This is a genomic window from Vallitalea guaymasensis, assembly GCF_018141425.1.
GTDB lineage: Bacteria > Bacillota > Clostridia > Lachnospirales > Vallitaleaceae > Vallitalea > Vallitalea guaymasensis.
The window spans coordinates 3098838-3124474 of the sequence record NZ_CP058561.1 but is presented as its reverse complement, the minus strand read 5'-3'; the positions used below and the strand labels follow the sequence as shown (position 1 = coordinate 3124474).

General features: G+C 30.7%; 20 protein-coding genes. 2 read left to right on the top strand and 18 right to left on the bottom strand.

The window, feature by feature from the left end; genetic code table 11:
- Window positions 1-94 precede the first annotated feature (94 nt).
- From HYG85_RS13560 to HYG85_RS13540, 5 genes are all read right to left on the bottom strand, one after another.
- Window positions 95-1297 carry a response regulator gene (locus tag HYG85_RS13560; RefSeq protein ID WP_212690118.1) on the bottom strand — a complete coding sequence of 401 codons (1203 nt, stop codon included), beginning with the start codon at window positions 1295-1297 and terminating at the stop codon, window positions 95-97.
- Window positions 1284-3086, bottom strand: a complete 1803-nt coding sequence (locus HYG85_RS13555) for a cache domain-containing sensor histidine kinase (protein ID WP_212690117.1) — start codon at window positions 3084-3086, stop codon at window positions 1284-1286. Before HYG85_RS13555 ends, HYG85_RS13560 begins: the two co-directional genes overlap by 14 nt.
- 391 nt (window positions 3087-3477) lie before the next feature.
- A complete protein-coding gene (locus tag HYG85_RS13550; protein ID WP_408647990.1) occupies window positions 3478-4266 on the bottom strand; it encodes a carbohydrate-binding protein in 789 nt (262 codons plus the stop codon).
- Window positions 4267-4400: 134 nt separating this feature from the next.
- Window positions 4401-5120, bottom strand: coding sequence for an NAD-dependent protein deacylase (locus HYG85_RS13545; RefSeq protein WP_212690115.1), 720 nt, complete (start codon window positions 5118-5120; stop codon window positions 4401-4403).
- Between the two features lie 10 nt (window positions 5121-5130).
- A complete protein-coding gene (locus tag HYG85_RS13540) occupies window positions 5131-5826 on the bottom strand; it encodes an RluA family pseudouridine synthase (protein WP_212690114.1) in 696 nt (231 codons plus the stop codon).
- A gap of 220 nt (window positions 5827-6046) precedes the next feature.
- Here HYG85_RS13540 and HYG85_RS13535 point away from each other — a divergent pair, with 220 nt between their 5' ends.
- Window positions 6047-7057, top strand: a complete 1011-nt coding sequence (locus tag HYG85_RS13535; RefSeq protein ID WP_244971193.1) for an SPL family radical SAM protein — start codon at window positions 6047-6049, stop codon at window positions 7055-7057.
- Window positions 7058-7171: 114 nt separating this feature from the next.
- Here the strand turns inward: HYG85_RS13535 and HYG85_RS13530 are convergent, their stop codons facing one another.
- The 3 genes from HYG85_RS13530 to HYG85_RS13520 all read right to left on the bottom strand — a co-directional run bounded on the left by HYG85_RS13530 (window position 7172) and on the right by HYG85_RS13520 (window position 16073).
- Entirely contained in the window at window positions 7172-11704 is a 4533-nt protein-coding gene (locus HYG85_RS13530) for a coiled-coil domain-containing protein (protein WP_212690113.1), read from the bottom strand.
- Between the two features lie 77 nt (window positions 11705-11781).
- On the bottom strand, window positions 11782-12855 hold the full coding sequence (locus HYG85_RS13525) for a clostripain-related cysteine peptidase (protein ID WP_212690112.1): 1074 nt from the start codon (window positions 12853-12855) through the stop codon (window positions 11782-11784).
- 83 nt (window positions 12856-12938) lie between these two features.
- Window positions 12939-16073: a DUF11 domain-containing protein gene (locus HYG85_RS13520; RefSeq protein ID WP_212690111.1), complete on the bottom strand. Its 3135-nt coding sequence runs from the start codon at window positions 16071-16073 to the stop codon at window positions 12939-12941.
- A 202-nt stretch (window positions 16074-16275) separates the two neighbouring features.
- Here HYG85_RS13520 and HYG85_RS13515 point away from each other — a divergent pair, with 202 nt between their 5' ends.
- Complete coding sequence (locus HYG85_RS13515; RefSeq protein WP_212690110.1) at window positions 16276-17379, top strand: glycosyltransferase; 1104 nt, start codon at window positions 16276-16278, stop codon at window positions 17377-17379.
- Between the two features lie 2 nt (window positions 17380-17381).
- Here the strand turns inward: HYG85_RS13515 and HYG85_RS13510 are convergent, their stop codons facing one another.
- From HYG85_RS13510 to HYG85_RS13465, 10 genes are all read right to left on the bottom strand, one after another.
- A complete protein-coding gene (locus HYG85_RS13510; protein ID WP_193774537.1) occupies window positions 17382-17855 on the bottom strand; it encodes an HD domain-containing protein in 474 nt (157 codons plus the stop codon).
- A complete protein-coding gene (locus HYG85_RS13505) occupies window positions 17806-18528 on the bottom strand; it encodes a putative ABC transporter permease (RefSeq protein WP_212690109.1) in 723 nt (240 codons plus the stop codon). Before HYG85_RS13505 ends, HYG85_RS13510 begins: the two co-directional genes overlap by 50 nt.
- Before the next feature lie 43 nt (window positions 18529-18571).
- The gene (locus HYG85_RS13500; protein ID WP_212690108.1) at window positions 18572-19150 is read right to left on the bottom strand and encodes a TetR/AcrR family transcriptional regulator; all 579 of its coding nucleotides are present in this window, start codon (window positions 19148-19150) and stop codon (window positions 18572-18574) included.
- 89 nt (window positions 19151-19239) lie between these two features.
- Entirely contained in the window at window positions 19240-19896 is a 657-nt protein-coding gene (locus tag HYG85_RS13495) for a phage head-tail adapter protein (protein ID WP_212690107.1), read from the bottom strand.
- 21 nt (window positions 19897-19917) lie between these two features.
- Window positions 19918-20964, bottom strand: a complete 1047-nt coding sequence (locus HYG85_RS13490) for a hypothetical protein (RefSeq protein WP_212690106.1) — start codon at window positions 20962-20964, stop codon at window positions 19918-19920.
- A gap of 183 nt (window positions 20965-21147) precedes the next feature.
- A complete protein-coding gene (locus tag HYG85_RS13485; protein WP_212690105.1) occupies window positions 21148-22308 on the bottom strand; it encodes an iron-containing alcohol dehydrogenase in 1161 nt (386 codons plus the stop codon).
- Between the two features lie 21 nt (window positions 22309-22329).
- The gene (locus HYG85_RS13480; protein ID WP_212690104.1) at window positions 22330-23448 is read right to left on the bottom strand and encodes a C45 family autoproteolytic acyltransferase/hydolase; all 1119 of its coding nucleotides are present in this window, start codon (window positions 23446-23448) and stop codon (window positions 22330-22332) included.
- A gap of 40 nt (window positions 23449-23488) precedes the next feature.
- A complete protein-coding gene (locus tag HYG85_RS13475) occupies window positions 23489-24619 on the bottom strand; it encodes a hypothetical protein (protein WP_212690103.1) in 1131 nt (376 codons plus the stop codon).
- A 34-nt stretch (window positions 24620-24653) separates the two neighbouring features.
- Window positions 24654-25370 carry a cysteate racemase gene (cuyB, locus tag HYG85_RS13470; protein ID WP_212693755.1) on the bottom strand — a complete coding sequence of 239 codons (717 nt, stop codon included), beginning with the start codon at window positions 25368-25370 and terminating at the stop codon, window positions 24654-24656.
- A gap of 16 nt (window positions 25371-25386) precedes the next feature.
- Window positions 25387-25629 (bottom strand): acyl carrier protein, encoded by a 243-nt coding sequence (locus HYG85_RS13465; RefSeq protein ID WP_212690102.1) that lies wholly within the window; start codon window positions 25627-25629, stop codon window positions 25387-25389.
- Window positions 25630-25637: the final 8 nt, after the last annotated feature.

Sequence of the window (25637 nt, the reverse complement as noted above, 5' to 3'; positions counted from 1 at the left end):
TTATGGCGTATTAAGATTATATCTAATTATATCCATAATATACACAAAAAAAAATGCACACATCTTTAGATTTTGTGCACTTTTATTATATGATCTAATAATTCGCATCTCTATATTCTATAGGAGTGCATTTTTCTACCTTTTTAAATATTCTACTGAAATACCTATAATTAGGATATCCTACTAATTGTGATATTTCATAGACCTTGAGATTGGAATTTCTCAATAATTTTTTTGCTTCTTCTAATCGAATATTAATAAGATACTTGGAAAATGATATGTTCATCTCTTCCTTAAACAATTTACTTAGATAACAAGGATTAAGCATAACATGTTCACTTACCATATCTAATGACAGATCAATACTATAATTACTTTTGATATACGCTACTACATCTTTAATAACTTGTCTCTCTCCTTCATTAATTGTAACTGAGAAAGTTTCAAATGCATCCATATAACTTTTATATATTTTGTCATAATTGCAATAACTTTTTCCAACTCCAATGGTAATGGATTGATTGTATTTTTCTGATATATGATTACATATGGAAACTAAGGTAAGAAAAATCTGTTTGTAAAAATCATTTTGTTTGTTCTCATTTTGAGAAGCAACAATGACTACCTGATCAGTTTTATATTGGATGATTTCAATATCTTCTATATCTTCTAATTGTTTTTTGCATATTTGATATAAGGTTACAAAAGTATCATTCACTCTATTTATTTTCAAAATATAAACCTTAATTAATTCTTTGGTAATTTGAATATCAAGAGTACTGAATTCACCTCTTAATTCTTCATGTATATATGGACTACCCGAAAATATGTTACAGAAAAGTTCCTGTCTTAGATAAGGAATACTCTTTTTGAAATGATTTTCTATAGAAATATTTTTTTCTTTATTTTCTTCTTTTTCCTTAATAACTCCTATGCATTTTTCAACTGCTTTTATTAAAATTTTCTCTTTTATTGGTTTGAGTATATAATCTGATACTCCATAGCGTAAAGCTTTTCTAGCAAATTCAAATTCATCATATCCAGTAATTATTATGACTTGAATATTGGGATATTTTTCATTGATTTTTCTTGATAAACTTAATCCATCAAGATAATCCATTTTTATATCTGAAATAACAATATCAACTTCACTACAATCAATGATGCTAAGTGCTTCATGTCCATCTTCAGCTTCGCCAACAATATTTACACCTATTTTATCCCAATCAATTGTTTTAATTAATCCCTCTCTTATCCATATAGAATCATCAACAATAAGTACATTATAGGTTCTCATTCTTTATAGTTCCCCCTGTCAACAAATCAGTGATTTGCTTAGTTATCTTAATACTAACACAAGTTCCTTCTTGTTCTTGGCTTTCAATATATAAACCGCAGTCTCTTCCATACATATGAATTATCTGTTGATTAATATTTTGTAATGCAAAATTACCATCGGTATTAAAATCACCTATCTTGAATTCCCTATTTATTTTGTTCAATCTATCTTCTGAAATTCCAACTCCGTTGTCCCATACTTTTAATATGATATATTCTCCCTCAATATTTCCTTTTATATTAAGCACCTTATGGTCTTTCTTGTTATTAAATCCATGAATTATTGCATTTTCAACAATAGGTTGTAGAACAAGTTTGGGGATATTATAACTTAATATTTCTTCTTTAACATCAATACTATAAGTAAAATTTTTCCTGAAATTATTTTTTTGTATTACAAGATAATGATTTATCAACGCTAATGCTTCCGAAATCTTAACTATATTTTTACCTTTGCTAAGAACCAATCTATAAAAATTAGCAAGACTGAAAATAATATCACAAGCATCTTCACCATTGTTAGTCTTAACCATCCAATGAAGTACATCAAGAGTATTATATAAAAAATGTGGATTAATTTGATTTTGTAATGCTTTCATTTCAGCTTCTTTCTTTAATAAACTCTGTATATACACCTCATTAATCAAGTTTTGAATCTTTCTAACCATTGTATTATAGCTTCTATATAAAATACCAAATTCATCTTTTCTATTATTATTCAGATTAGTGGTAAACTGCCCACTTCCTGCTAATTCCATAGCTTTTTTGAGTTTTCCAATAGGACTATAAATACTTTTAGATATAATTAGAATTCCTATAATATCAACAATAAAAACTATTAATGATATAATTATTGCAAGCCCAATTATTTTACTGGCTCCAGGGTATATTCCTTCTATAGGTATTAATGCTACGTACTTCCAATTCAAATATTTAGATGTAGTAGATACAACTAAATACTCCGTATTATCAATTTTTTTTACAAATCCATTTTGACTTTTGGAAAAATCATTTTTAGAAAATCCAATAGTCTCTATACTCTTTTTAATTAAAGTCAAATCTTCATGAGAAATAAAATTCAACTTATCATCTAAGAGGAATTTGTATCCTCCATCTCTTATATTAATATTTTCCAACATATTATGTATTGCTCTTTCATTTACATTCAAATATACATCGATTATGTTATTATTACCATCTTTTATGGTTTTCTTAGATGATAAATAGTATTTGTCTCTTGCACCAAAAGGATCTTCTCTAAGTACCCAAGGCATTGCTTCTTCGTTGGGTGCACTCCACTTTTCCCATTCTATATCTAGATCTTCAACATATAAGAAACCTTTTCTATTAGACGCAAACAAACATTCATCATTATAGTCGTATAGATAGATACTTTCTAATGATGTCTCCATAATTACATTTCTTGATAATACTCTATTGATATATACCATTTTTTCATAATCCTTATAACTTTGCCCCACTGTTAAATCTTCTGAAAGAATATCTAACAGCTTATCATCCAATAACAAATCTATAGAGGAATATTCCACAAGTTCAAGTGTTAAATCAATCTTTTTGGAAGCTTCTTTTAATTGATTTGATACAGATTTTTTAGTCTCTTCTTTTATTAAGTTAACAGAAGACCTTACTAATATTAATTCTATAATGCACGTAGGAATAACAACCAACATTATAGATAATATAATCAACTTGTATTTAATTGTACGTAGAACATGAATATTTTTCAATCCAATCTCTCCCTCTTCAACTAATTTTAAAGGGCAACAAATAAATTTTATCTATAGATATTGATAATTATACATTTCTTTATAACTTGAAAATTTTTTAGAGGAAACTCTATGAATAATAATGCATTTGATAAATTGTTACATTCATAACCATTATGAATTCAATCTTATTATCTTGTGTTGAATACTTATTTGTAGATAGATATGATGGTTGTATAATTAATTATAGTTACTTTTATAATTTTTTTCAATCATTTTTTTATGGTAACGCAGACTTTATAGCGATAGCTAATGTTCATATTATACCATAATAAAAGCTGATTCCTGTAAAATACAGATATCAGCTTTTAGTTGCATAATCCTTATTAAAGAAAATATTAAGGCTTTAATATTAAGCTTCTACTCCATACACTTCAATCTGTGTAAGTGCTGGGAATGGTGATGGGTCATCAGCTTTCTTCAAATCTTTTAAAACTAACCATTTGATTTTCTTTTGTTCAATATTTATTATATGTGGTTTGTAGCTTTTTTCAAGATCCCAAACCAATTCTGAATCGTCAGAGAAAACAATCTTCACTTGTTCCCACCAGTTGTCATGTGGAAAATCGCTTCTTGTGTATAATACGATTTTATCAACTGCTACTAATCTTCCAAAATCCAGTTTCATCTCAGCATCATCCTGCATATTTATACCCCATGATTGATAAGGCCAAGGACCATGAGATCTGTTTTCACAAACACCATCAATTGCATTTCTTGCTGCAAAAACTGCTTCTCCTCTTGTCTCTACATTTGCCTTTGCATGAGGATATAGTCCTTCAATACCATTTTGGTCAATAACATTTTTAGCAAGATTCTTATATCCAGCTATTTCTTCCTTTGTAGCTAGTCTCAAATGTAGTAGATGAATATTTCCGCTAAATACTTTTGGTGAAAAATTAGTTCTTTTTTCTCCAGATGGCACATTATAAACTACTTCATTTTCTGTAAAATACACAAAAGCTTCGCCAAGTGCATCATCAATTTGTGCTATAAAATATTGATTCTTTTCGCTTGACTTGAATACGATTTTGTCTCCTTCTTTATATGTATCTTGATAAACTAAATATACTTCATCAGTATTACTACACTCTGCTAACTTATTTCCTGCTTGATCCAATACTTCTATTGATAGATTAATCATAAGTTCCTCCTATAATATATAAATTCATAGTATATATTATATCAATATTTATAAAAATTTCAAACTGAAATTATAAACTATATGGCAAGTAGTTAATTTTCTACCACAAAAAACAAAAAACTATACTCCTATTACAGAAATCCTTTCATAACTTCTCCAATAGGCTCATTGATAACCAAATCTGCATAACTATCATAGGAAGTTTCCTCTTTATTGATAAGAACAAGATATTTTCCATTGAAATACTGTATCAGTGAAGCAGCTGGATAAACTACCAATGATGTACCCCCGATAATCAATACTTCTGCACTACTAACATATTCCACAGCTTTTTTAAGAATTAATCCATCCAATCCCTCTTCATAGAGAACCACATCAGGTTTGACAATATCTCCACATTTTGTACATCTAGGAACATCATTACTATCTAAGATGAAATCAATATCATAAGCTTCTCCACATGACATACAATAATTTCTGTAGACCGATCCATGTAATTCAACAACTTCTTTACTTCCTGCCATCTGATGTAGATTATCTATATTCTGAGTCACTACAGCTTTCAATTTTCCTCTTTCCTCTAACTTAGCTAACGCTTTATGAGCGTTATTAGGCTTGGCATCTGTATATATAAGATTCTCCTTGTAATACTCATAAAAAATCTTAGGGTTTTTCATAAAAAAAGTATGGCTTATTATAGTCTCTGGACGATAATGATATTTTTGAACTGCTTTATACAACCCTTTTTCAGAACGAAAGTCTGGTATATCACTTTCAGTTGAAACACCAGCACCCCCAAAAAATACTATATTATTACTTGAATCTATTATATCCTTTAATCTATTTAACATAAAATCACCCCTAAATATTATTGAACATGTTAAAAGGATACTCCTTACTTGGTTTTAGTTCATATTTACAGATCTTATTCTCTTTCGGATGTTTGAATGAAATGAATCCAGCCCACAATGCAATTTGTGTCCATTTCTTCATTTTCATAAAAGTTTCATTGTATTTATTATCTCCCCATATGGGTATATCAGCATTAGAAAGTTGAACACGTATCTGATGATGTCTTCCAGTTTTGAGATTAATCTTCATTAGACTCAAATTACCATATTCTTCAGTTTCAATGGTTTCTATTAGTTCATATTCTAAAATAGCTTCTTTGGCATCTTTTACGTTTTTAGCAACTACTTTAGATATATTATTTCTACCATTCTTTTTAAGGTAATCTCTTAATTCTCCTTTATCCTTGCTAGGCTTGCCACAGACTACAGTATAATAGTGTTTATCAAATCTTTTGGACCTAATTTCTTCTGATAATCTAGTATTGGCATATTTTGTCTTGGCAAACACCATCAAGCCGCCTACTGGACGATCAAGTCTATGAATTAAACCAATATATGGGTTTTTAAAATTATATTGTTTAATCAAATATTCTTTCAATAACGTTAACATATCCTTATCTCCAGTCTTGTCCTTTTGTGAAGGAATTTTTGGAGGTTTTTTTGCAACAATTATATGTGTATCTTCATATATTATCTCTAATTCCATTTTAGTCTCCTATTATTTTATATAAAATTTTATTAAATAACTTATTACTTTTTTCAGTAATAGAATACACTATCCTTTTATAAATGTTTCCATATACTAGTATAATCCATTATTGACCCAATATCCATAGTTAGATTTGCAGCTAATTGGTTAAGAATATTTTATATGGAAATAGCAATACTAAATATATCATTATATTAAATACTATAGAGGTGATATCTTGGATAATTTTATACCAGCAAAAGTACTTTATGAAGAGAAAATTCTAGAATATGAATTAGGGAAAACCCTTTACGAGCGTTATAAAAACATGAATATAGAAATGATACCCATAGAAAAACATCATGATGTAGAATTCATAAAAAAAGCACCTGATGAAAAATTTGTTGAGTTCAAAAAATATCTGGTTCTTGGTATTAGAAAAAGTTTACAGTTAACTCCTAATAAACTATCTGCAGATTTCATTGTTCCTTTTACATCTTCAGGCTGCTCCGCTATGTGTACATATTGCTACCTGGTATGTAACTTCTTCAAAGGTTCTTATCTACGCATATTCGTTAATAGAGAAGCAATGATTAATTCAGTCAAAAGGAAAATTAAACAAGTAGGCGAAAGAAAAATATATGAAATAGGTTCAACTAGTGATATGGTTCTTGAAAATACCATTACAGGTAATTTGAGATGGGCTATAGAAGAGTTTGGCAAACTAGATAATGCAACTTGCACCTTTGCCACAAAATTTGCTATGGTTGATTATCTTCTTGATGCTGACCATAATGGAAATACTCAGATGAGGATTAGTGTCAATCCAGATTATATTATTAGAAAAGTTGAAATAGGCACTTCTAAACTTGAAGATAGAATAGATGCCGCAAACAAGATGTTTAATGCAGGATACAGAGTTGGTGTCAATATAGCACCTATAATCCTTTTGGATAATTGGCAGGAGATGTATAGAGAATTGTTGGAATCATTGTCCAAAAAACTTGATGACAAGCTAAAAGATCAATTGTTCTTTGAACTTATCTTCATGACTTATGGATATGCCAATGATACCATTAACAGCGCCGCTCTAAAGGGTGTTCTTAATGTATTTGATAGATCAAAAATGTGTCCAAAAGGACGTGGTAAGTTCTGTTATGACCTAGATATTAGAGAAGATGCCGCCAGATATTTTAAAGACCTGATTGCTCACTATTTCCCTAATGCCACAATAAGTTATATTGTATAAATGATAATCATCACTTCTAGTATGTTTTAGAGATTAACATACATTACATTATTAAACAAAATTCAACGTCAATCTACTGATTGACGCTAATTAATTTATTTACTCATTCAATTATCAAACAGGGAAATCAGTAATCAATGGAACTAATTCTGCATGTCTAAAAGTATTGCCAGATATAGGCGTAACTGTATTTAGTGTAGTATCTACAGCTTCCGTTCTAACAGTCACCCAACAATAAACACCCTCGACTATATCGAATAACTGAACTTCACATTGATTATTTGTATTGTCACTTCTTGATATAGAATACTCAATATCTACACATTGATTTGGTAAAATATTTATCGGCATTGTTGTACCACCTTGTGGAATTACAGTATTTCTTGCGTTATTATTTCCATATTCATATACTCTTATAATTACATCTTTAGCTAGATTAGTATTGTTTAATATCTTAATTATTACACTAGCTGGCATTTGTGAACTTTGAGAGATAAAAAATGGACCTGTTGTTAAATCATCTGTTGTTGTTAAAATATTCTCAATATTACTCACTTCATATTTTATTTCTTCCAATCCATATGTTGCACTTAATACCGCTTCTTCTATTGCTGCTATTTCAGTTTTTACTTCGTATAGACCAAATATAGGACTTTGAATATCATTAATTATATCAATTACTTCAGCCTTGATTTCAAATAATCCATATGCTGGGTTTAGAACAGTTTCTTCTATGATATTTACTTCACTCTTTATCTCTTCCAATCCATACGTTGCACTTAATACTGTCTCTTCTATTATACTTACTTCATTCTTGATTTCCTCTAATCCATACATCGGATTTAATACTGTTTCTTCTATGACATTTACTTCACTCTTTATTTCTTCTAATCCATACATCGGATTTAATACTGTTTCTTCTATGATATTTACTTCGCTCTTTATCTCTTCCAATCCATACGTTGCACTTAGTACGGTCTCTTCTATTATATTTACTTCGCTCTTTATCTCTTCTAATCCATACGTTGCACTTAATACTGTCTCTTCTATTATACTTACTTCATTCTTGATTTCCTCTAATCCATACATCGGATTTAATACTGTTTCTTCTATGATATTTACTTCGCTCTTTATTTCTTCTAATCCATAGGTTGCGCTTAGTACTGTCTCTTCTATAACACTTACTTCACTCTTTATTTCTTCTAATCCATACATCGGATTTAACACTGTTTCTTCTATGATATTTACTTCGCTCTTTATCTCTTCTAATCCATAGGTTGCGCTTAGTACTGTCTCTTCTATAACACTTACTTCACTCTTTATTTCTTCTAATCCATACATCGGATTTAATACTGTTTCTTCTATTATATTTACTTCGCTCTTTATCTCTTCCAATCCATACGTTGCACTTAGTACGGTCTCTTCTATTATATTTACTTCACTCTTTATTTCTTCTAATCCATACATCGGATTTAATACTGTTTCTTCTATGACATTTACTTCACTCTTTATTTCTTCTAATCCATACATCGGATTTAATACTGTTTCTTCTATGATATTTACTTCGCTCTTTATCTCTTCTAATCCATACGTTGCACTTAATACTGTCTCTTCTATTATACTTACTTCACTCTTAATTTCCTCTAATCCATACATCGGATTTAATACTGTTTCTTCTATGATATTTACTTCGCTCTTTATTTCTTCTAATCCATAGGTTGCACTTAGTACGGTCTCTTCTATTATATTTACTTCACTCTTTATTTCTTCTAATCCATACGTTGCACTCAACACAGTCTCTTCTATGACATTTACTTCACTCTTAATTTCCTCTAATCCATACATCGGATTTAATACTGTTTCTTCTATGATATTTACTTCGCTCTTTATCTCTTCTAATCCATACGTTGCACTCAACACGGTCTCTTCTATGACATTTACTTCACTCTTTATTTCTTCTAATCCATACATCGGATTTAATACTGTTTCTTCTATTATATTTACTTCGCTCTTTATTTCTTCTAATCCATAGGTTGCACTTAGTACGGTCTCTTCTATTATATTTACTTCACTCTTTATTTCTTCTAATCCATACGTTGCACTCAACACTGTCTCTTCTATGACATTTACTTCACTCTTAATTTCCTCTAATCCATACATCGGATTTAATACTGTTTCTTCTATGATATTTACTTCACTCTTTATTTCTTCTAATCCATATATCGGACTCAACACTATTTCTTCTATTACATTTACTTCGCTTTTAATCTCTTCCAACCCGTACGTTGCACTCAACACTGTCTCTTCTATCGTTTTGACTTCACTCTTTATTTCTTCTAATCCATACGTTGGACTCAACACTATTTCTTCTATTACATTTACTTCGCTTTTAATCTCTTCCAACCCGTACGTTGGGCTCAACACTGTCTCTTCTATGACACTTACTTCACTCTTTATCTCTTCTAATCCGTACGTTGCACTCAACACTGTCTCTTCTATGACACTTACTTCACTCTTTATTTCTTCTAATCCATACGTTGGACTCAACACGGTCTCTTCTATTATACTTACTTCACTCTTTATCTCTTCCAATCCATAAGTTGCACTCAACACTGTCTCTTCTATCGTTTTGACTTCACTCTTTATTTCTTCTAATCCATACGTTGGACTCAACACTATTTCTTCTATTACATTTACTTCGCTTTTAATCTCTTCCAACCCGTACGTTGGGCTCAACACTGTCTCTTCTATGACACTTACTTCACTCTTTATCTCTTCTAATCCGTACGTTGCACTCAACACTGTCTCTTCTATGACACTTACTTCACTCTTTATTTCTTCTAATCCATACGTTGGACTCAACACGGTCTCTTCTATTATACTTACTTCACTCTTTATCTCTTCTAATCCATAGGTTGGACTCAGGACTATTTCTTCTATTACACTTACTTCGCTTTTAATCTCTTCCAACCCATACGTTGCACTTAGTACGGTCTCTTCTATTATATTTACTTCACTCTTTATTTCTTCTAATCCATAAGTTGCACTCAACACAGTCTCTTCTATCGTTTTGACTTCACTCTTTATTTCTTCTAATCCATAGGTTGGACTCAACACGGTCTCTTCTATTATACTTACTTCACTCTTTATCTCTTCTAATCCATACGTTGGACTCAACACTATTTCTTCTATTACATTTACTTCGCTTTTAATCTCTTCCAACCCATACGTTGCACTTAGTACGGTCTCTTCTATTATATTTACTTCACTCTTTATTTCTTCTAATCCATAAGTTGCACTCAACACAGTCTCTTCTATCGTTTTGACTTCACTCTTTATTTCTTCTAATCCATACATCGGATTTAATACTGTTTCTTCTATGATATTTACTTCGCTCTTTATTTCTTCTAATCCATACATCGGATTTAACACTGTTTCTTCTATGATATTTACTTCACTCTTTATTTCTTCTAATCCATAAGTTGCACTCAACACAGTCTCTTCTATCGTTTTGACTTCACTCTTTATTTCTTCTAATCCATACGTTGGACTCAACACGGTCTCTTCTATGACACTTACTTCACTCTTTATCTCTTCTAATCCATAGGTTGGACTCAGGACTATTTCTTCTATTACACTTACTTCGCTTTTAATCTCTTCCAACCCATACGTTGCACTTAGTACGGTCTCTTCTATTATATTTACTTCACTCTTTATTTCTTCTAATCCATACGTTGGACTCAACACGGTCTCTTCTATTATACTTACTTCACTCTTTATCTCTTCTAATCCATACGTTGGACTCAACACGGTCTCTTCTATCGTTTTGACTTCACTCTTTATCTCTTCTAATCCATACGTTGGACTCAACACTATTTCTTCTATTACATTTACTTCGCTTTTAATCTCTTCCAACCCGTACGTTGGGCTCAACACTGTCTCTTCTATGACACTTACTTCACTCTTTATCTCTTCTAATCCATAGGTTGGACTCAGGACTATTTCTTCTATTACACTTACTTCGCTTTTAATCTCTTCCAACCCATACGTTGGACTCAACACTGTGTCTTCTATGGTTCTTACTTCATTCTTAATTTCCTTTAATCCATATTTAGGATTTAATACAGATTTTTCTATTGCTTTTACTTCTTTTTTTATTTCCTTCAATCCATATTTGGGATTCAATACAGCTTCCTCTATTGTATTAACTCCACTCTTAATTTCTTCTAAATCGCATATAATTCTATCAACTGATTTTTCAATATAATATACTTCTTTTTTTATCTCTTTTAATCCATATTTTGGATTAATTAACTTACAATAAACTTTTTTGAGTCTTTTATTAATCTTATATGATATTTCTTCAATATTAGCGACTTCTATTTTAATTTCTTTCAATCCAAAACAGGGATTTCTTAGTAATTTATCTATTCTACTTATTTTTCTTTCTATTTCGCTTAAACTACATTGATCATTTTTTACCCATATAACTTCTTCTATTTCATCAAGATCAGTTTCTGGGAAATACAATAGTTCTTGAATACATCTAATCTCTTTTAATATTTCCTTAAAAATACATATTATTTGGCTATTATCCGAACAATCCAATGATTTAGAACGTGGATTATAATACCGCAAATCTTTCACAATATTTCTCTCCTTCTAACTCTATTAAACAATTTAATTCTTCAATCGTATTTAATGTTAACATTTCAGATGTATCACTACTTACCCATATATTTATCATCTATTACTTGTGTCCACATATTGTTATGACTAAATTTCATTGAATTATACATTCCTTTAAACTTAGAATAAACATCATAGTTATGTGGAAAATATATCTTTAACCCTCTTCTTTCTCTTTCAATGATATTAGAATCAGGTTCTAAAATAATTTTGTCTAGAATATATTTAATAACTTTATTGCATTTATTTATATCTGAATCCATTAAAATATCATTATTACATAAATCTATTAATGGAATAAAATCTAATGCTTGAATGTCATTATTTATATTTTTGTCCTTCATTAATAATAATTGTGAAAAAAGGTCTATAATCTCCTTTAACTTACTGAAATATTCACTTGCTAGAAATACACAAAATATATTATTTTTTTTCATCTCATCATTTATTATTCTTTTCATTGAGTTATAGGATATAAATCCATTCTTAGTTTTATTTAATGAATTAATTATTTCGTTATAGCTCAATCCTTCTTTTGGAGCATTATCCTGTGGAAGGATTACATACTTTACAGCATTTCTACTATTTATTATAATGTCATACCATATTTCAACAGTATCCATAAAACATGTATCCATCACTAAAACATCAATATACCTTTTTATACTTCTTCTTGCTAAATATAGTGTTTTTGCGAATCCTTTGATACCCATAAAAGAAGTCTGTTCACCTGAACAATCTTTCATTAATCCTACGAAACCAGCACTATGACCTGACATAATAACCGCAATATGTCTAGATGGAAACCTATTGCTACCCCAAACAACAAATTTTTTTAGTTCTTCTGGTTGAGCCATACTAATTTTTCCTAGATCCTTCAATAAAATGGCTTTATTATTATCAATAACATATCGTTTGCATTCATTAAAATTCACACCTTTTGGAGAGTGTCCTTCAGAAATTTGAACAATCACATTGACATTCTCAGTTTTAGTAGTAGTCAATATTGATTCAAATTGATTATAGATAAATTCCTGTAAATTATTATTGCCTGCAGCATATATTAGTACGGTCCATTCTTTATATTCAGATATATATTTATTATCCAACAATATTGTTCCTTTCTTGCCTGAGTTTTAATTATTAATTATCACATTTATGATATTTAGATTTACAGCTATAAACATATATATCAATCTACATCTTTATATTCTTGTATCATAATATCATCTAAGCACAATAACGCCTCTAATAAATCTCCTCTAATACCTGATTCTATAATAATTTCTACTTGATTAGAAGTCTCAGATGGATATATGAACATCATATTAATATTTGAATATGAATCTACTGTTCCATCATTATTTATAATAGTTCCTGGAGTCAATCCTTTTGCAATACGTACTCTGAATAGCAACTCTAATGAATCACCCTCTGCCAAGTATGGTATATTCCAAACAACCTGATTAGTTAATAACTGATACATAGCTGTTGTTCCTGATGGTGCAACTATACTTGATGGAATAAATATCAATCCAGTACTTAGACCACCCTGTTTATCGGTAATTTCAATATTATACGCATCTGCTGATCCATCATTGACTATACTTATTCTAAACTCAACTATTTCTCCACCAACTGCATTTGTTGATGTAACATAATTAATTTCACCTCTAGATATATTCCTTTCTCCCTTTTCAATACTAATATGAGGATTCTCAACTCTAACATTTTGTAAATCTGTTTCCATCATTGGAAATCCTGTAGGTGTTGAATTCCAGTTTACACTACCGCTATTAGTCTGAACTTCTGTATAGTCAGGAGCTATAAAAGTTGAACTATCAATTGATGCTCTGAAAGAATATATTAATGTTATGGCTCCAGTAGTAGCATCTACAACAGGTATTGTTGGCCACGTAATAGTTTGACCTACAATAGATTCTGGTGGTACAGGAGAAGGATCATTATCATATGATTGACCAACGGGCAAAATATCTGTAATCCTAACATTGTAAGCTTGTAACCCCTCTGGAACAGTCCAAGTAATTGTATAATTAACTGTGTCACCAATTACTGTTACATTATTATCAACAGTTTTTTCAACCACTGTATCAGCACTAACTAATGTTTCACTATCTGAACGCTCTAAATTAGGATATTGATAATTAGTACCAACAGGGTCAAATGGTTGTGAATACGGAGAAGTAGTTTCAGCATCATTTGTTAGACTAATACCCGGACCAATCCCTGCATCTACGGTCACTTCATAGGTTAATGTAATCTCATCATCAGGTTTTAATTGTATTATTTCCATATTTATTTGATCTGGAGAAGTAAATACAGGTACGTTAAAAATAGGTGTACCTCCTGATGCAATCGCTGATAAACTTAGTGGAACATAAGTTAGTAAATCTGGAATTATATCTGAAAGGCTTACATCAAAGGCATCTACAATTGTTCCATCTATATTTTGAGGATTACTAATAATAATTGAATAAGTGTATGTTTGACCTGGTAATATAGCATTAGGAGAAGGTCCAGCAACATTTTTATCTAAGATTATATTAGGTTCACCAAAGTTTACTAATACTTGATCACGACCACTAAATACCATATTATCCGAATTCATTAATTTCAGCTTAGCTAAATTGTTTTCAGAACCTATGAACTCAATATTTTTCATCTGTACCCTAAATATAACAGTCCATATAGTCATTCCTGGAACACTATTGTCTATTATCCACTCTACTCCTTCAGTTCCAGTAGGTAATGGTCCTGAAATTGGATTAAAAGGATTATATACAATTGAAGTAATTGATGACGCATCTATAACTAATGGGAAAAAATCATCAATTATTACATCTGCCTGTGGCGGATTTGCTGATGCATTATATGTTATCTGAAATTCAACAAAATCACCAGGCGCCATTGCATTTATAGTAGAAGGTTTCAACGTTCCATCTTTATAATAGTAATTCAATAATTCTTTGTCTATCGAAGGCAGCTGAATTACTCCAAAACTCTCTGAACTGTCCGGAGTTTGAGTACCAAAATTAGCATTCTCTCCATTGATATCTACTATATTGGTTAGAGTATCTCCTGCCAAAACAAGCTCTGATGTCGCAAAATAATTGGTATCAACAACAGTAGAAAATGTTATTGTCCCAGATGAAGAAACTACAAGTGTTCCAAAATCCCAAGTAACAGTGGTTTCGCCAGTTAAAGGATCTTTTGGTGAAACAGATGTAGGTGTTGGTGTTGCTGACTGAAATGTCTGCCCATCACCAATTATATCTGCAACTAATACATCATCAACATTATCATATTGGTTAACCCGATAAACAATAGTATAATCAATAATTGTTCCTATCAGCAAATTAATAGGACTTTGACTCTTATTAATTGTTATGTCCATCGCTAATGTAGAAACTTCACTTGAAGCAGGTCCTGAAGTACCAGTTAATGTTACCATATTGTTCATAGGAGTTTGGTGTGGAATTCTACCTCCTGAATTTTCAATGCCTCCAACAGTATAATTATTCCATATAGCTGCATCAAATTTTACAATATTTATTGAATTAGCACTCAAATCAACATTAGTCCATTCAATTGTCACATTGTCTTGTCCCCCAGGAGTGGGATTAATTACTATAGGATTCGGTGGTAGGAGTTGAATAGAATCAGGTCCTACAGCAGTAATTGGTCCAATAAAACGAATCCCATTATCTAAAATATCTAGTATACTTACTGAAGATACGATTCTAGTATTATTTTCAATTACAAATTCGTATTCAAATGGCCATTGTGGACTATCTCCTAGAGGAATTCCGGCTCCTTTGGGTATTTTTTCAGGTGCAATTTTAGTAACTGAGTATTGTAAAGATTTTACACTTGTAGAATCACTTTTAGTATATTGTATATTACCTGGTTCCCCATCGCCTCTAGGCTTTGTATCTACTGTTGCTTCCACAGCAACTGGTGTCAATATTGTATTAAACGGAACAGGCAAACCTGTTTCCCTATAGTTTTCATCAGCTAGTAATATAACCGTAAATTCATAATCTGTTTCATTTGGTGCTAAATCTTTAATATTTAGCCAAGTAAGAGTTATAGTATTGTCAATATTTGTTACTTGAGAAGTTACTGGAATATCCGAATTTACGAAAGATACACCATCTGGTATCGTCATTTGTAAGGTATAATTATACCCCCAATCACTTGGATTATTATTCGATGCAGTAATTATCACCCTTCCTTCTCTACCTATTACTATATTAGTAGGATTAGGTGTAACATCAACAATAAATAAATTTGGATCAAATGCCATTACAATCATTCCTTTTTAAATTTTGTATAATTCATCATAAGTAGCTTATTTTTTACTAATTTAAATGTATTTAAATAATCCCATAGAATCACCTACTATATTCTATGTATTTACATTAGATTAGCTACAACTTGTTCATACACAAATCAAATATTTATTTCATATACTATTTAAAGTAATAGTAGGGTTAAGTGAGGTTACTATGATAACAATTAGTTTATGTATGATTGTGAGAGATGAATCTCTAGTTCTTGACAGATGTTTGGAAAGCATATGTGGTATTGTAGATGAAATTATTATTGTGGATACTGGCTCAAAAGATAATACTAAAGAAATTGCTCATAAATATACAGATAAAATATATGACTTCCAATGGGTTGATAATTTCTCAAAAGCAAGAAATTACTCTTTCTCATTAGCCACTAAAGAATATATTCTCTGGCTAGATGCAGATGATATTATTCTAAAAGAAGATATTGCTAAGTTAAAAGAGATAAAAACGATGTTGAATCCAACCATTGATGTAGTTATGATGAAGTACAATCTTATGATAAAAAATGGTGAACCAACAATGTCCTTCTATAGAGAACGATTATTGAAAAGAACAAGAAATTATAAATGGTTTAGTCCTGTTCATGAATATATAGACTTTAGAGGAGCGAAAACTTTTACTTCGGATGTATGTATTACTCATAAAAAAGAGCATGCAAAATCAGAGAGAAATTTAAAAATATTAGAAAAACAATTTGACAATAACAAAGAACTGTCCCCCAGAAACTGGTTTTATTATGCAAGAGAACTTTATTATCATGGCAAATATGATAAAGCCATTATTTATTATGAAAAATTTTTGAATACAGAAGGAGAATACCTTTCAAACTATATAGATTCTTGCATTGATTTATCTAAAATATATACAGCTAAAAATATGCCAAAAAAAAGTTTTAAAACCTTACTAAGGAGTTTAGAATATGATTTACCTAGAGCAGAAATATGTTGTTATATAGGTTACTATTATAAAAAAAATAATCAATATAATAAAGCAATTTTTTATTTTGATTTAGCTACTAGATTAGTTAAACCAGAAAAGAGATGGGGATTTATCATACATGATTTCTGGGATTTCATACCTTATACAGAATTGAGTATCTGCAACTATAAACTTGGAAATATAAAACAAGCAATTATTAATAATGATATAGCACTTAAGTATAAACCTAAACATACAGTATTACTCAACAACAAGAAATTTTTCAACCAAATTATTTCAAAAAAAAACTACGCTAATGTATCGATCCAATCTTGAATTTACATTATTATTTCTTTAATAGCAATCCATTTATCAACTAATGTAACTACCCAGGATTCTGCATATCTTGGTAATTTTAATGTGAGAGGAAACATATGCTTGGCGATGATATCCTGTTCACGTTTGTTTAATTTAAAATGTCTATTAGCATTTGCAAGGGCAATTCTTGGATGGACAAACCCATGCTTGCCTTCTTTTGGTTTTGTTTCATGCCAATCATAGAGATAAAAATCATGTAATAGTCCTCCCCTAGCACCAGCACGACAGTCAAGATGTAGACGTTTGCATATAATAAAACTCTTATAGGAAACATTTAAACAATGATTCAATGTAGTAACATCTGAGTGTTGTATAAATGTTTCCATTAATTTTACATTTGGATGCTTCAAAATCTCCGAAACACACTCTTTATATTCACTTACATTACCTAAATCTACTAACGATTTGTGTCTTGAATTTCTCAACACCTTCATTAAGAATACTCCTTACGTCAAATTTTAGTGTTCCTGCATTTAATTTTAATAAATCAGGAAAAGCATTAAATATTCTTCTGCATTTTATAATACTCATACGATATTTTTCAAATGGTATTTCAGCGTATTTTCTGATAGCTTCCCTAAGTGATATGACATCTTTAGTTGATAATACTATATCTGTTATAAGATACACTGTAAATATTATTGACATACTTACTATGACACCCTCATTAAAACCTGATAGATAATATGAAATATTAGGATGCAACAGTAATAAAAATACAAAAATGAATACTCCCCAACCAATAGAGAACTTCAAGCAAATATATCCTTTCAGATTAAAAGGTTTATCACTATAATCCCACCATTTCTTGTTGAATATTCTTTCCATTGCGAAACCAGTGAAGAATTCAAGTGTTGTAACTACCAATGTGGATACTAATACAACTATAAATAAATTTAATATGTAATTATTTGTAGTATCCCCTATAATCCTATGCACCATAATTACAGACAATGCTCCTAATCCATATATAGGAATGAAGAAACCTTTTAGGAAACCTCTATTAACAAACTTTCCAGTACATACTGAAACAAAAGAGGTTTCCCATACCCATCCCAAAAAAGAATATATACTAAAGTAAATCATCAATCTACTTATATCAACCATTATCTCAACTCCTTCTTATGTCTTTATAATTAAGCTATAACGTCTATTGAAAAATCACAGATAAAGCATCTAATGAGTCAAGTATATCTTCATTTTTATTAGAATCCAGAGTATATTCAAATGCTACGCCTAGAACACTTCCCAATATCAATCTTGATAAAGTACTGGAAGAAAAATCCTTGAATTCATCTACTATGGAACTGCTTTCGTCAATACATTCTTTTATAACTCCTGACAAATGGTCAAATAGGTCAGATAGCATAAGTTTAAACGAATCAGACCTGAGAGCTAAGCTTGATAAATCGAACAGTATCTTGAAAAGTTCAGGATTTCTTTCTAGTGCTTCTTTTATGAAGTTAAATACATTCGATATTTCCTTTTTGTCTGATTGACTTTTTTTTATCTGTTTTTCTAGTTCCGTTGTATATTTACCAATCATTCGTTTGATTATCTCTTGCAATAACTTCTTTTTGCTTCCAAAATAATAATGTAATTGACTAAGTGCAACATTAGCTTCTTTTGCTATGTCTCTCAATGATATATTGGCATAGCCTTTTTCTGAAACACATTTATACGCCGCATCAAGAATTAATTCTGACTGATTAGTTTTACTACTCATCATATACAATCCTCTCCAAATAATTCGGACGACCGTCCTATATTAATTATAATATCCTAATATCTTAGATGTGTCAAATTAAAAAATGGCTACTATTTTTTAATCTTTCTCAATTTCCTGTATATCCTCAAGCATCCATTCAAATGCAGGAATTGATGTCTTGAAAAAGGCATGAGCATCAAGCCCCTATAATTTTTCTTACACCAATAATCCACAAGCCAAAACGCTTTTTCATCGGTAGATACGGAATTCAATGCTATGAGCTTTTCCTTTCTTTCCTCACTAACCTTGGTTCTACTTTCTTTCAGTGTCATATTTTCAATTAACTTATTAGTGTTTTGGAAAACATCTGTTATATAATTTTTTAATTCATCTATATTCAATTGCTTCGAAAATTCCACTAACTGCTCTCTAGGTATTTCATTACCTGTTGTGGATATAGGCGATTGTATCCTTTTTTGATAATCATTTTTATAGAAAATCTGTTCCTGATCCAATATCAATGTATTTGAAGGAATATCTTCAATCCTGGTCAAATGATATAAGAAGTAAGCTATTGTCTTATCTTTTGCCAAAGGCATCAAAGAATATTCTTCATCCTTGACATTATCAAAAATGAATTGATATATTTCCCATAATTCCTTTCTAAATTCTAACAGGTGTTTTATACCTATTTCATATTCGTCTTTTCTCTTGATTGCACTTTGAAACTCTTTGAAAAGTAACGATAGTTCAGCTTTCTCTTTCATTATTTATCATCTCCGTCTTTCTTAAATATGCTTTAGACATTCTATGTATCTAGACGTTACAGCATAATCTTCTGATTTTAACATATCCAATATCTCCAATATTTTAGTTACGTTCTTATTTTCTCCCCTCATTGTATATTTTATAGTCAGGTGGAACATTTTTCTTGCTTCCTTTTCCAATCTTATAAATTCATCTACTATGTGATTGATTTCAGAGGAATCACTTGCATAGTTCTCACTTACAAATTCAGACTGTATCTTCATATAATGAAATCTATCCTTGATTAGCAAAAATGGTCTCATGTCAAAATGGTAATAGAAATTATTGGATACTATATATTCTATATATATATCACATAAATCATAAATTGCATAGCCATAATATAAATTTTTTATGTAATCTTTATTACCGTTATTATCTCTTTTATCAAGATAATTCTGTAATCCAACTATTAATCTGTTGATTGTAAATCTGTCCCTATACTCAGTATAACTATGAAGAAGATGTACATCCTTAAGCCATTGCATCTTTTCTTTACTCAAACTATCTTCATCCAATTCTCTCTGGAGTTTATAGAATGCTGCCTTCAACTCATCATAGGATACTGTTTGATATGAGTACTTATCATTGGAAAAAGCAAAAAACTCAGAACAATAAAAAACTCTCTCATCGTCATTATATCCGTATATAAAAATGTGATGATATACTGGTTTCTTCTTATAATTTATGTAATTACTTATTTCAGATGTTTCAATTGGAAGAAAAACATAAAATTCCTTATCCAATGATTTCTTACAAAATTTTATAAAATCCATGTCCATATCTAGAATAAGATCTATAGGTACTCTTTTTTCTCCTATGCTTGAAAACTGCTCTTTATAATGGCACTCCAATTTCATGACTCCATTATCATATGCACACTTCTCAACGCTAAAGTACATAAAATTTTCGTAAATCTCCTTACATAATTTATCCTGTGCAAGAAGTACAGATATTCGTGTTGAATCAAATGGTTTGTATGTCAAGAAACCATTAGGTGATTTAACTGGTAATACTTTTTTATTCATTACTCTAACCTCTCTCTTTATCATTAATACATTGTATAAATCTATAATTAATACCTTGATTAATTGTATTTACAACCTTTTCCGACAATTCTATAAAAAGTGGTCTCTTTCAAATGAATAGATATTTGTATATTATCAGTAAATTCCTGTCATCTAGATAGCCTTTCATCTCTTCATTGCTTACTATAAACACATCTTATATATGTTGACAACATCTTCTTTTTTAAGTGGAACATAAGCAAAAGTCAGCAAACCATTGCTCACTGCATTTACTGCCATAGACTCGAATTTTTCATCATCAATTCCTAATTCACCAAGTGTCACTGGCATATTACATTCATCAAAAAATTTTCTAGTCATCTCAATAGCTTTTTCAGCTTTTTTATACTTGTCATCCTCATTAAATATGTGCCATACATTCTCAGCGTATTCCACAAATTTGTCCACTGTTTTATCATTTAATATGTAACGCATCCAATTGGTCATCAATACAGCCATTCCTACACCATGAGTAATATCATAGAATGCACTCAACTCATGTTCCATTGGATGACAGGACCATGCTGAAGTCTTTCCAGCACCAGTAAGACCATTGAGTCCAAGTGCTCCTGCCCACATAAGATTGGCTTTGGCTTCATAGTTATCATTTTCCTTTATTGCAATGGGACCATATTTGATACATGTTTTAATGATTCCCTCTGCAATCTTGTCTTGTACAAATGTATCCTTATCCTTTGAAAAATAGCTTTCCATTGCATGGGACATAGTATCTACTACTCCTGCTGCTGTAAGGTCTGCTGACAAAGAATATGTATATACCGGGTCAAGAATTGATACTTCAGGCTGTAGCAAAGGAGAATAAGTACCTATTTTTTCCTCTTCTTCTTCATTATTGATTACTGCACTTCCATTCATCTCAGAACCTGTACCAAAAGATGTCAAAACAGTAATTATCGGAAGTACTATCTTGATTTCTCCTGGGCATATAACCAGATCCCAGGGATCATCTTCATAATAATATCCTGCTGCTATGATTTTAGCACAATCAATTACACTTGCACCTCCAACAGCCAGAACTACATCAATCTTATTGTCCCGTGCGATTTTGATACCCTCTCGTACCATTTTTATCCTTGGATTAGGTGTAATGCCGCCAAACTCAACCACATTACATTTATTCAAGACCTCTACCACCTCAGAGTAGATTCCATTCTTTTTAATTGCACCTTGACCATATACCAACAAAACGTTAGTACCATAATTCGTCACTTCTTTTGATAAGTCTACAATCTTTTCTTTACCGAAATAGACTTTCGTATGTGTGTTAAAAACAAAATTCTTCATATATAACTCCTATCATATTTATTAATCGCATTTCGCCCAAAAATTGCTGAATGCAGTTGGATACTCATTAACATAAGGAATCTTAATGTTAGTTGACCCTTTCTTTTCATTAAACATATCATATTTTTTCCAGCCATTGATATTTGGTGAACCAAAGCATACATGAATGTCCAATGTTGTTAAATCAAATATCATGGAATATAAGGTTCCCAGCCCATCCTCATAATAATGACAACATACCCCATGAGGCAGTTTATTGCTTAGTATTTTTTTGAGAGTATCTTTACTCACATTTGGAATACTCTTATTCATTGTTTCCTGTGCAGCATTATATCTCATAACTGATTGATTCATTTTTGCGACATTATACTTTTTCATGCCTTCTATTGTATAATGATTTGTAGATACTAGATAATCCTCTGCTTTTTTAACTTTCACTTCTCTCTTTCCATTAAAACATGAAACCTCACATAAAACTGCCATCCCCTGTTTATCAGCAATAATGAAATTTGAATTTGAAGATATTGGCATGTTCTTGAGCATATATACTGCATCTTCTGTATTAGTACAATTTTCTATAATACTCCTTATGGCAACCCAGAATCTTACACCATTAACAGATGTCTCAACTCCTGGTGCAGCTGCTGATACAGTTATTGATAATCCATGTTCATTGACCCCTTCGTATCTTCCAAACAGGAAAACTGCAAAGCCTAGATGAGCTGGCTTTCCATTGATTCTGCATATGGATAATTTTTTTTCATCGTCAGGAGTATATTCATAACTTCTTCCAACAAGAACGTGACTATTCTTCGTTATACACGGCAATGCTACGATTTGGCAACAACCATAATTACTCTCAAACAAATTAGTATTTAGTACTATATTATCTGATTTAACCCCGAATGCCTCTGCAAAACCTTCTATCTCATCATTTAGACCAGGGCAATATTCATCATATACTTTTCTGATATACTTTATCTTTTTATTGGAAAGAGGTATATCAGAATCTTTAAAAAGATTATAATAGTATTTGGTATCACCAGGATAATTTTTCAGAGTCTCCCCACGCATTTTACCTACTTCATAGCTGCTTCCTTCAAGTACAATATACTCATAATCTGTGTCTATACTTTTCATTAATTATTCATCTCCATCTTTCCCATCCATCTTAATATGATTATAATTTTCGAAATGTGCGTAATACCTTTACACAGTTTTCCATATCCGATTCATTAGGATTATTAACATCCAGCCGATTTGACATACCACAAATTCTGCGCCTTGTATCTCCTAGTGTGACCCATCTGTTATTGGGACATTTACATAATCTTTCTGGTATATGGTTACGATACCACTCAAAAAGCTCCTCATCCATATTTCTAAGAGTATCTGCCATTGCAGTAATGTTTTTTGAATCATTAAAATATATACACACCAAAAGAGAAGTATAATCCACATAGAAACCGATACAGCTTTTACTCTTATAGATGAATTCCACTTTCCATTTGAAGTCTGATGTAATATTTCTCATTGGTTTAACTCGCATCTTAAGGGGCATCCCTTTTAATGTTTCTGTAAGAATATTTATATTATGTGCTGAGTCTTGTGGCATGGTTTCTTTAATATCTGACATTTCTGGTGCAGGTGAATGATATCTCTTATAATCAAGCCTCATATAATTCATCCATTTATACTTACTTTCAGGAGCCCTGCACAAAACAGCAAGTCCCAAAAACATCTTAGGATATTTTTCACAAGAAAATACATAACCGTCTTCATACTCTTGTCTATCAATTCCACTGCTAAGCAGGATGTCGGCTCTTTCATGGGTTTCTCCACGAACTTTAGCTGTCTCAGCATTCTTTAACACATTTTCATATTTGTTTTTAGATATTTTCAAGGAAAAGGTATCTGTACATATGTCAGCGTAAATTCCTAATTCATATAAAAACCTAAAATAAAATGTTACAGACTGCTGAAACTTATTTCTAAGAGAAGATTCTTTTGCATCCTGATGATGCTGTTTTTCTACCATGAATTTCCCCTTACTTCGTTTATCGCTCTTCATATACTCATCATATTTGGTTGAATCCAATTTGTACTTTTCATTATTATGATACATATCAAAATACAGATTCTTAACATATTGATAGAACTCAGCTTCTCCCTCTAGATAATTCTTAGTATCAATATTATCATTGAATGAGACTTCTACTTCCTTGAATGAAGCCAGCATGTATAACATATGATATATAGATTTTTGTAGGGAGCTTTCATTATTATTTCTTGTAAAATCTTCAAAAAACATCTGTCATATCCTCCTAATCAGACCACTTTTTGGATCAAAACAATGTGTCATATTCTTCTTTTACTTGAAGATCATTCAGTTCTATGCTGCGTTTTGCCAGTAACTCAAGAGTGTCCAAAACCTTATACTCAACCTTATGTTCTTTATTTATCACTGATAATTCTGTACATCCTATTATAATAACCTCTGCACCTTGTTCTATTAAGTCTTCAATAACCAAGTCATACTTTTTGGTATCAGCTGGAATGTCTGATTTTACATTATCATATATTAACTCTGTAACATGGCTCTGCATCCTTTTTGTTGGTACTTTCACATGTATTCCAGCTTTCCCCATTTCTTTTTGAAATAACTGGGAATTAATTGTTCCTTCTGTAGCCATTATTCCCACACAATGTACATTTTTATCAATTAACAGCTTTCTTGTTTCCTTGATGACATTGATAAATTCTACATTAGTTTCTTTTACTATGTCATCATAAAAATGATGTGCGGTAATACATGGCATGGCAAGATTACTTACATTTAATTTTTCTAATTCCTTTGCTATATTTATCAATACTGGAACTGGATTATCATTTGACTTATCCAATATGTATTTAGTTCTATCAGGAATCATTGGCATGTTGAAGATTATCATATTCAAATGTTCCTGATCCATTTTAGCATTAGTCATTTTTACTATTAGTTCCTGAAAATAAGCAGTTGATAACGGTCCTACTCCTCCTATTACTCCTAAAACTTTCGTAATGATACCCTCCCTTACTTTAGTTTAGTTTTTCTCCGATATATGTTACGATATCATTGACTGTAATCATTTTAGGTATATCATCATCATCAATAGTAATCATAAACGTATCTTCAAATTTCAGAATCATGGATATTAAAACCATAGAATTTATTCCTGTATCTACCCTGAGATTAGATTCTTTGTTTATCTCTATATTTTCATCATCTAGATAATCCTCTACAATAGAGATTACTTTTTTTTCTATTTCCATATTTTCCATTTCATTTC

Excerpts from the sequence above, each read along its gene's own strand:
- HYG85_RS13560 (WP_212690118.1), bottom strand. The coding sequence starts at position 1,297 with ATGAGAACCTATAATGTACTTATTGTTGATGATTCTATATGGATAAGA.
- HYG85_RS13545 (WP_212690115.1), bottom strand. The coding sequence starts at position 5,120 with ATGTTAAATAGATTAAAGGATATAATAGATTCAAGTAATAATATAGTA.
- HYG85_RS13540 (WP_212690114.1), bottom strand. The coding sequence starts at position 5,826 with ATGGAATTAGAGATAATATATGAAGATACACATATAATTGTTGCAAAA.
- HYG85_RS13520 (WP_212690111.1), bottom strand. The coding sequence starts at position 16,073 with ATGGCATTTGATCCAAATTTATTTATTGTTGATGTTACACCTAATCCT.
- HYG85_RS13515 (WP_212690110.1), top strand. The coding sequence starts at position 16,276 with ATGATAACAATTAGTTTATGTATGATTGTGAGAGATGAATCTCTAGTT.
- HYG85_RS13510 (WP_193774537.1), bottom strand. The coding sequence starts at position 17,855 with ATGAAGGTGTTGAGAAATTCAAGACACAAATCGTTAGTAGATTTAGGT.
- HYG85_RS13505 (WP_212690109.1), bottom strand. The coding sequence starts at position 18,528 with ATGGTTGATATAAGTAGATTGATGATTTACTTTAGTATATATTCTTTT.
- HYG85_RS13500 (WP_212690108.1), bottom strand. The coding sequence starts at position 19,150 with ATGATGAGTAGTAAAACTAATCAGTCAGAATTAATTCTTGATGCGGCG.
- HYG85_RS13495 (WP_212690107.1), bottom strand. The coding sequence starts at position 19,896 with ATGAAAGAGAAAGCTGAACTATCGTTACTTTTCAAAGAGTTTCAAAGT.
- HYG85_RS13490 (WP_212690106.1), bottom strand. The coding sequence starts at position 20,964 with ATGAATAAAAAAGTATTACCAGTTAAATCACCTAATGGTTTCTTGACA.
- HYG85_RS13485 (WP_212690105.1), bottom strand. The coding sequence starts at position 22,308 with ATGAAGAATTTTGTTTTTAACACACATACGAAAGTCTATTTCGGTAAA.
- HYG85_RS13480 (WP_212690104.1), bottom strand. The coding sequence starts at position 23,448 with ATGAAAAGTATAGACACAGATTATGAGTATATTGTACTTGAAGGAAGC.
- HYG85_RS13475 (WP_212690103.1), bottom strand. The coding sequence starts at position 24,619 with ATGTTTTTTGAAGATTTTACAAGAAATAATAATGAAAGCTCCCTACAA.
- HYG85_RS13465 (WP_212690102.1), bottom strand. The coding sequence starts at position 25,629 with ATGGAAAATATGGAAATAGAAAAAAAAGTAATCTCTATTGTAGAGGAT.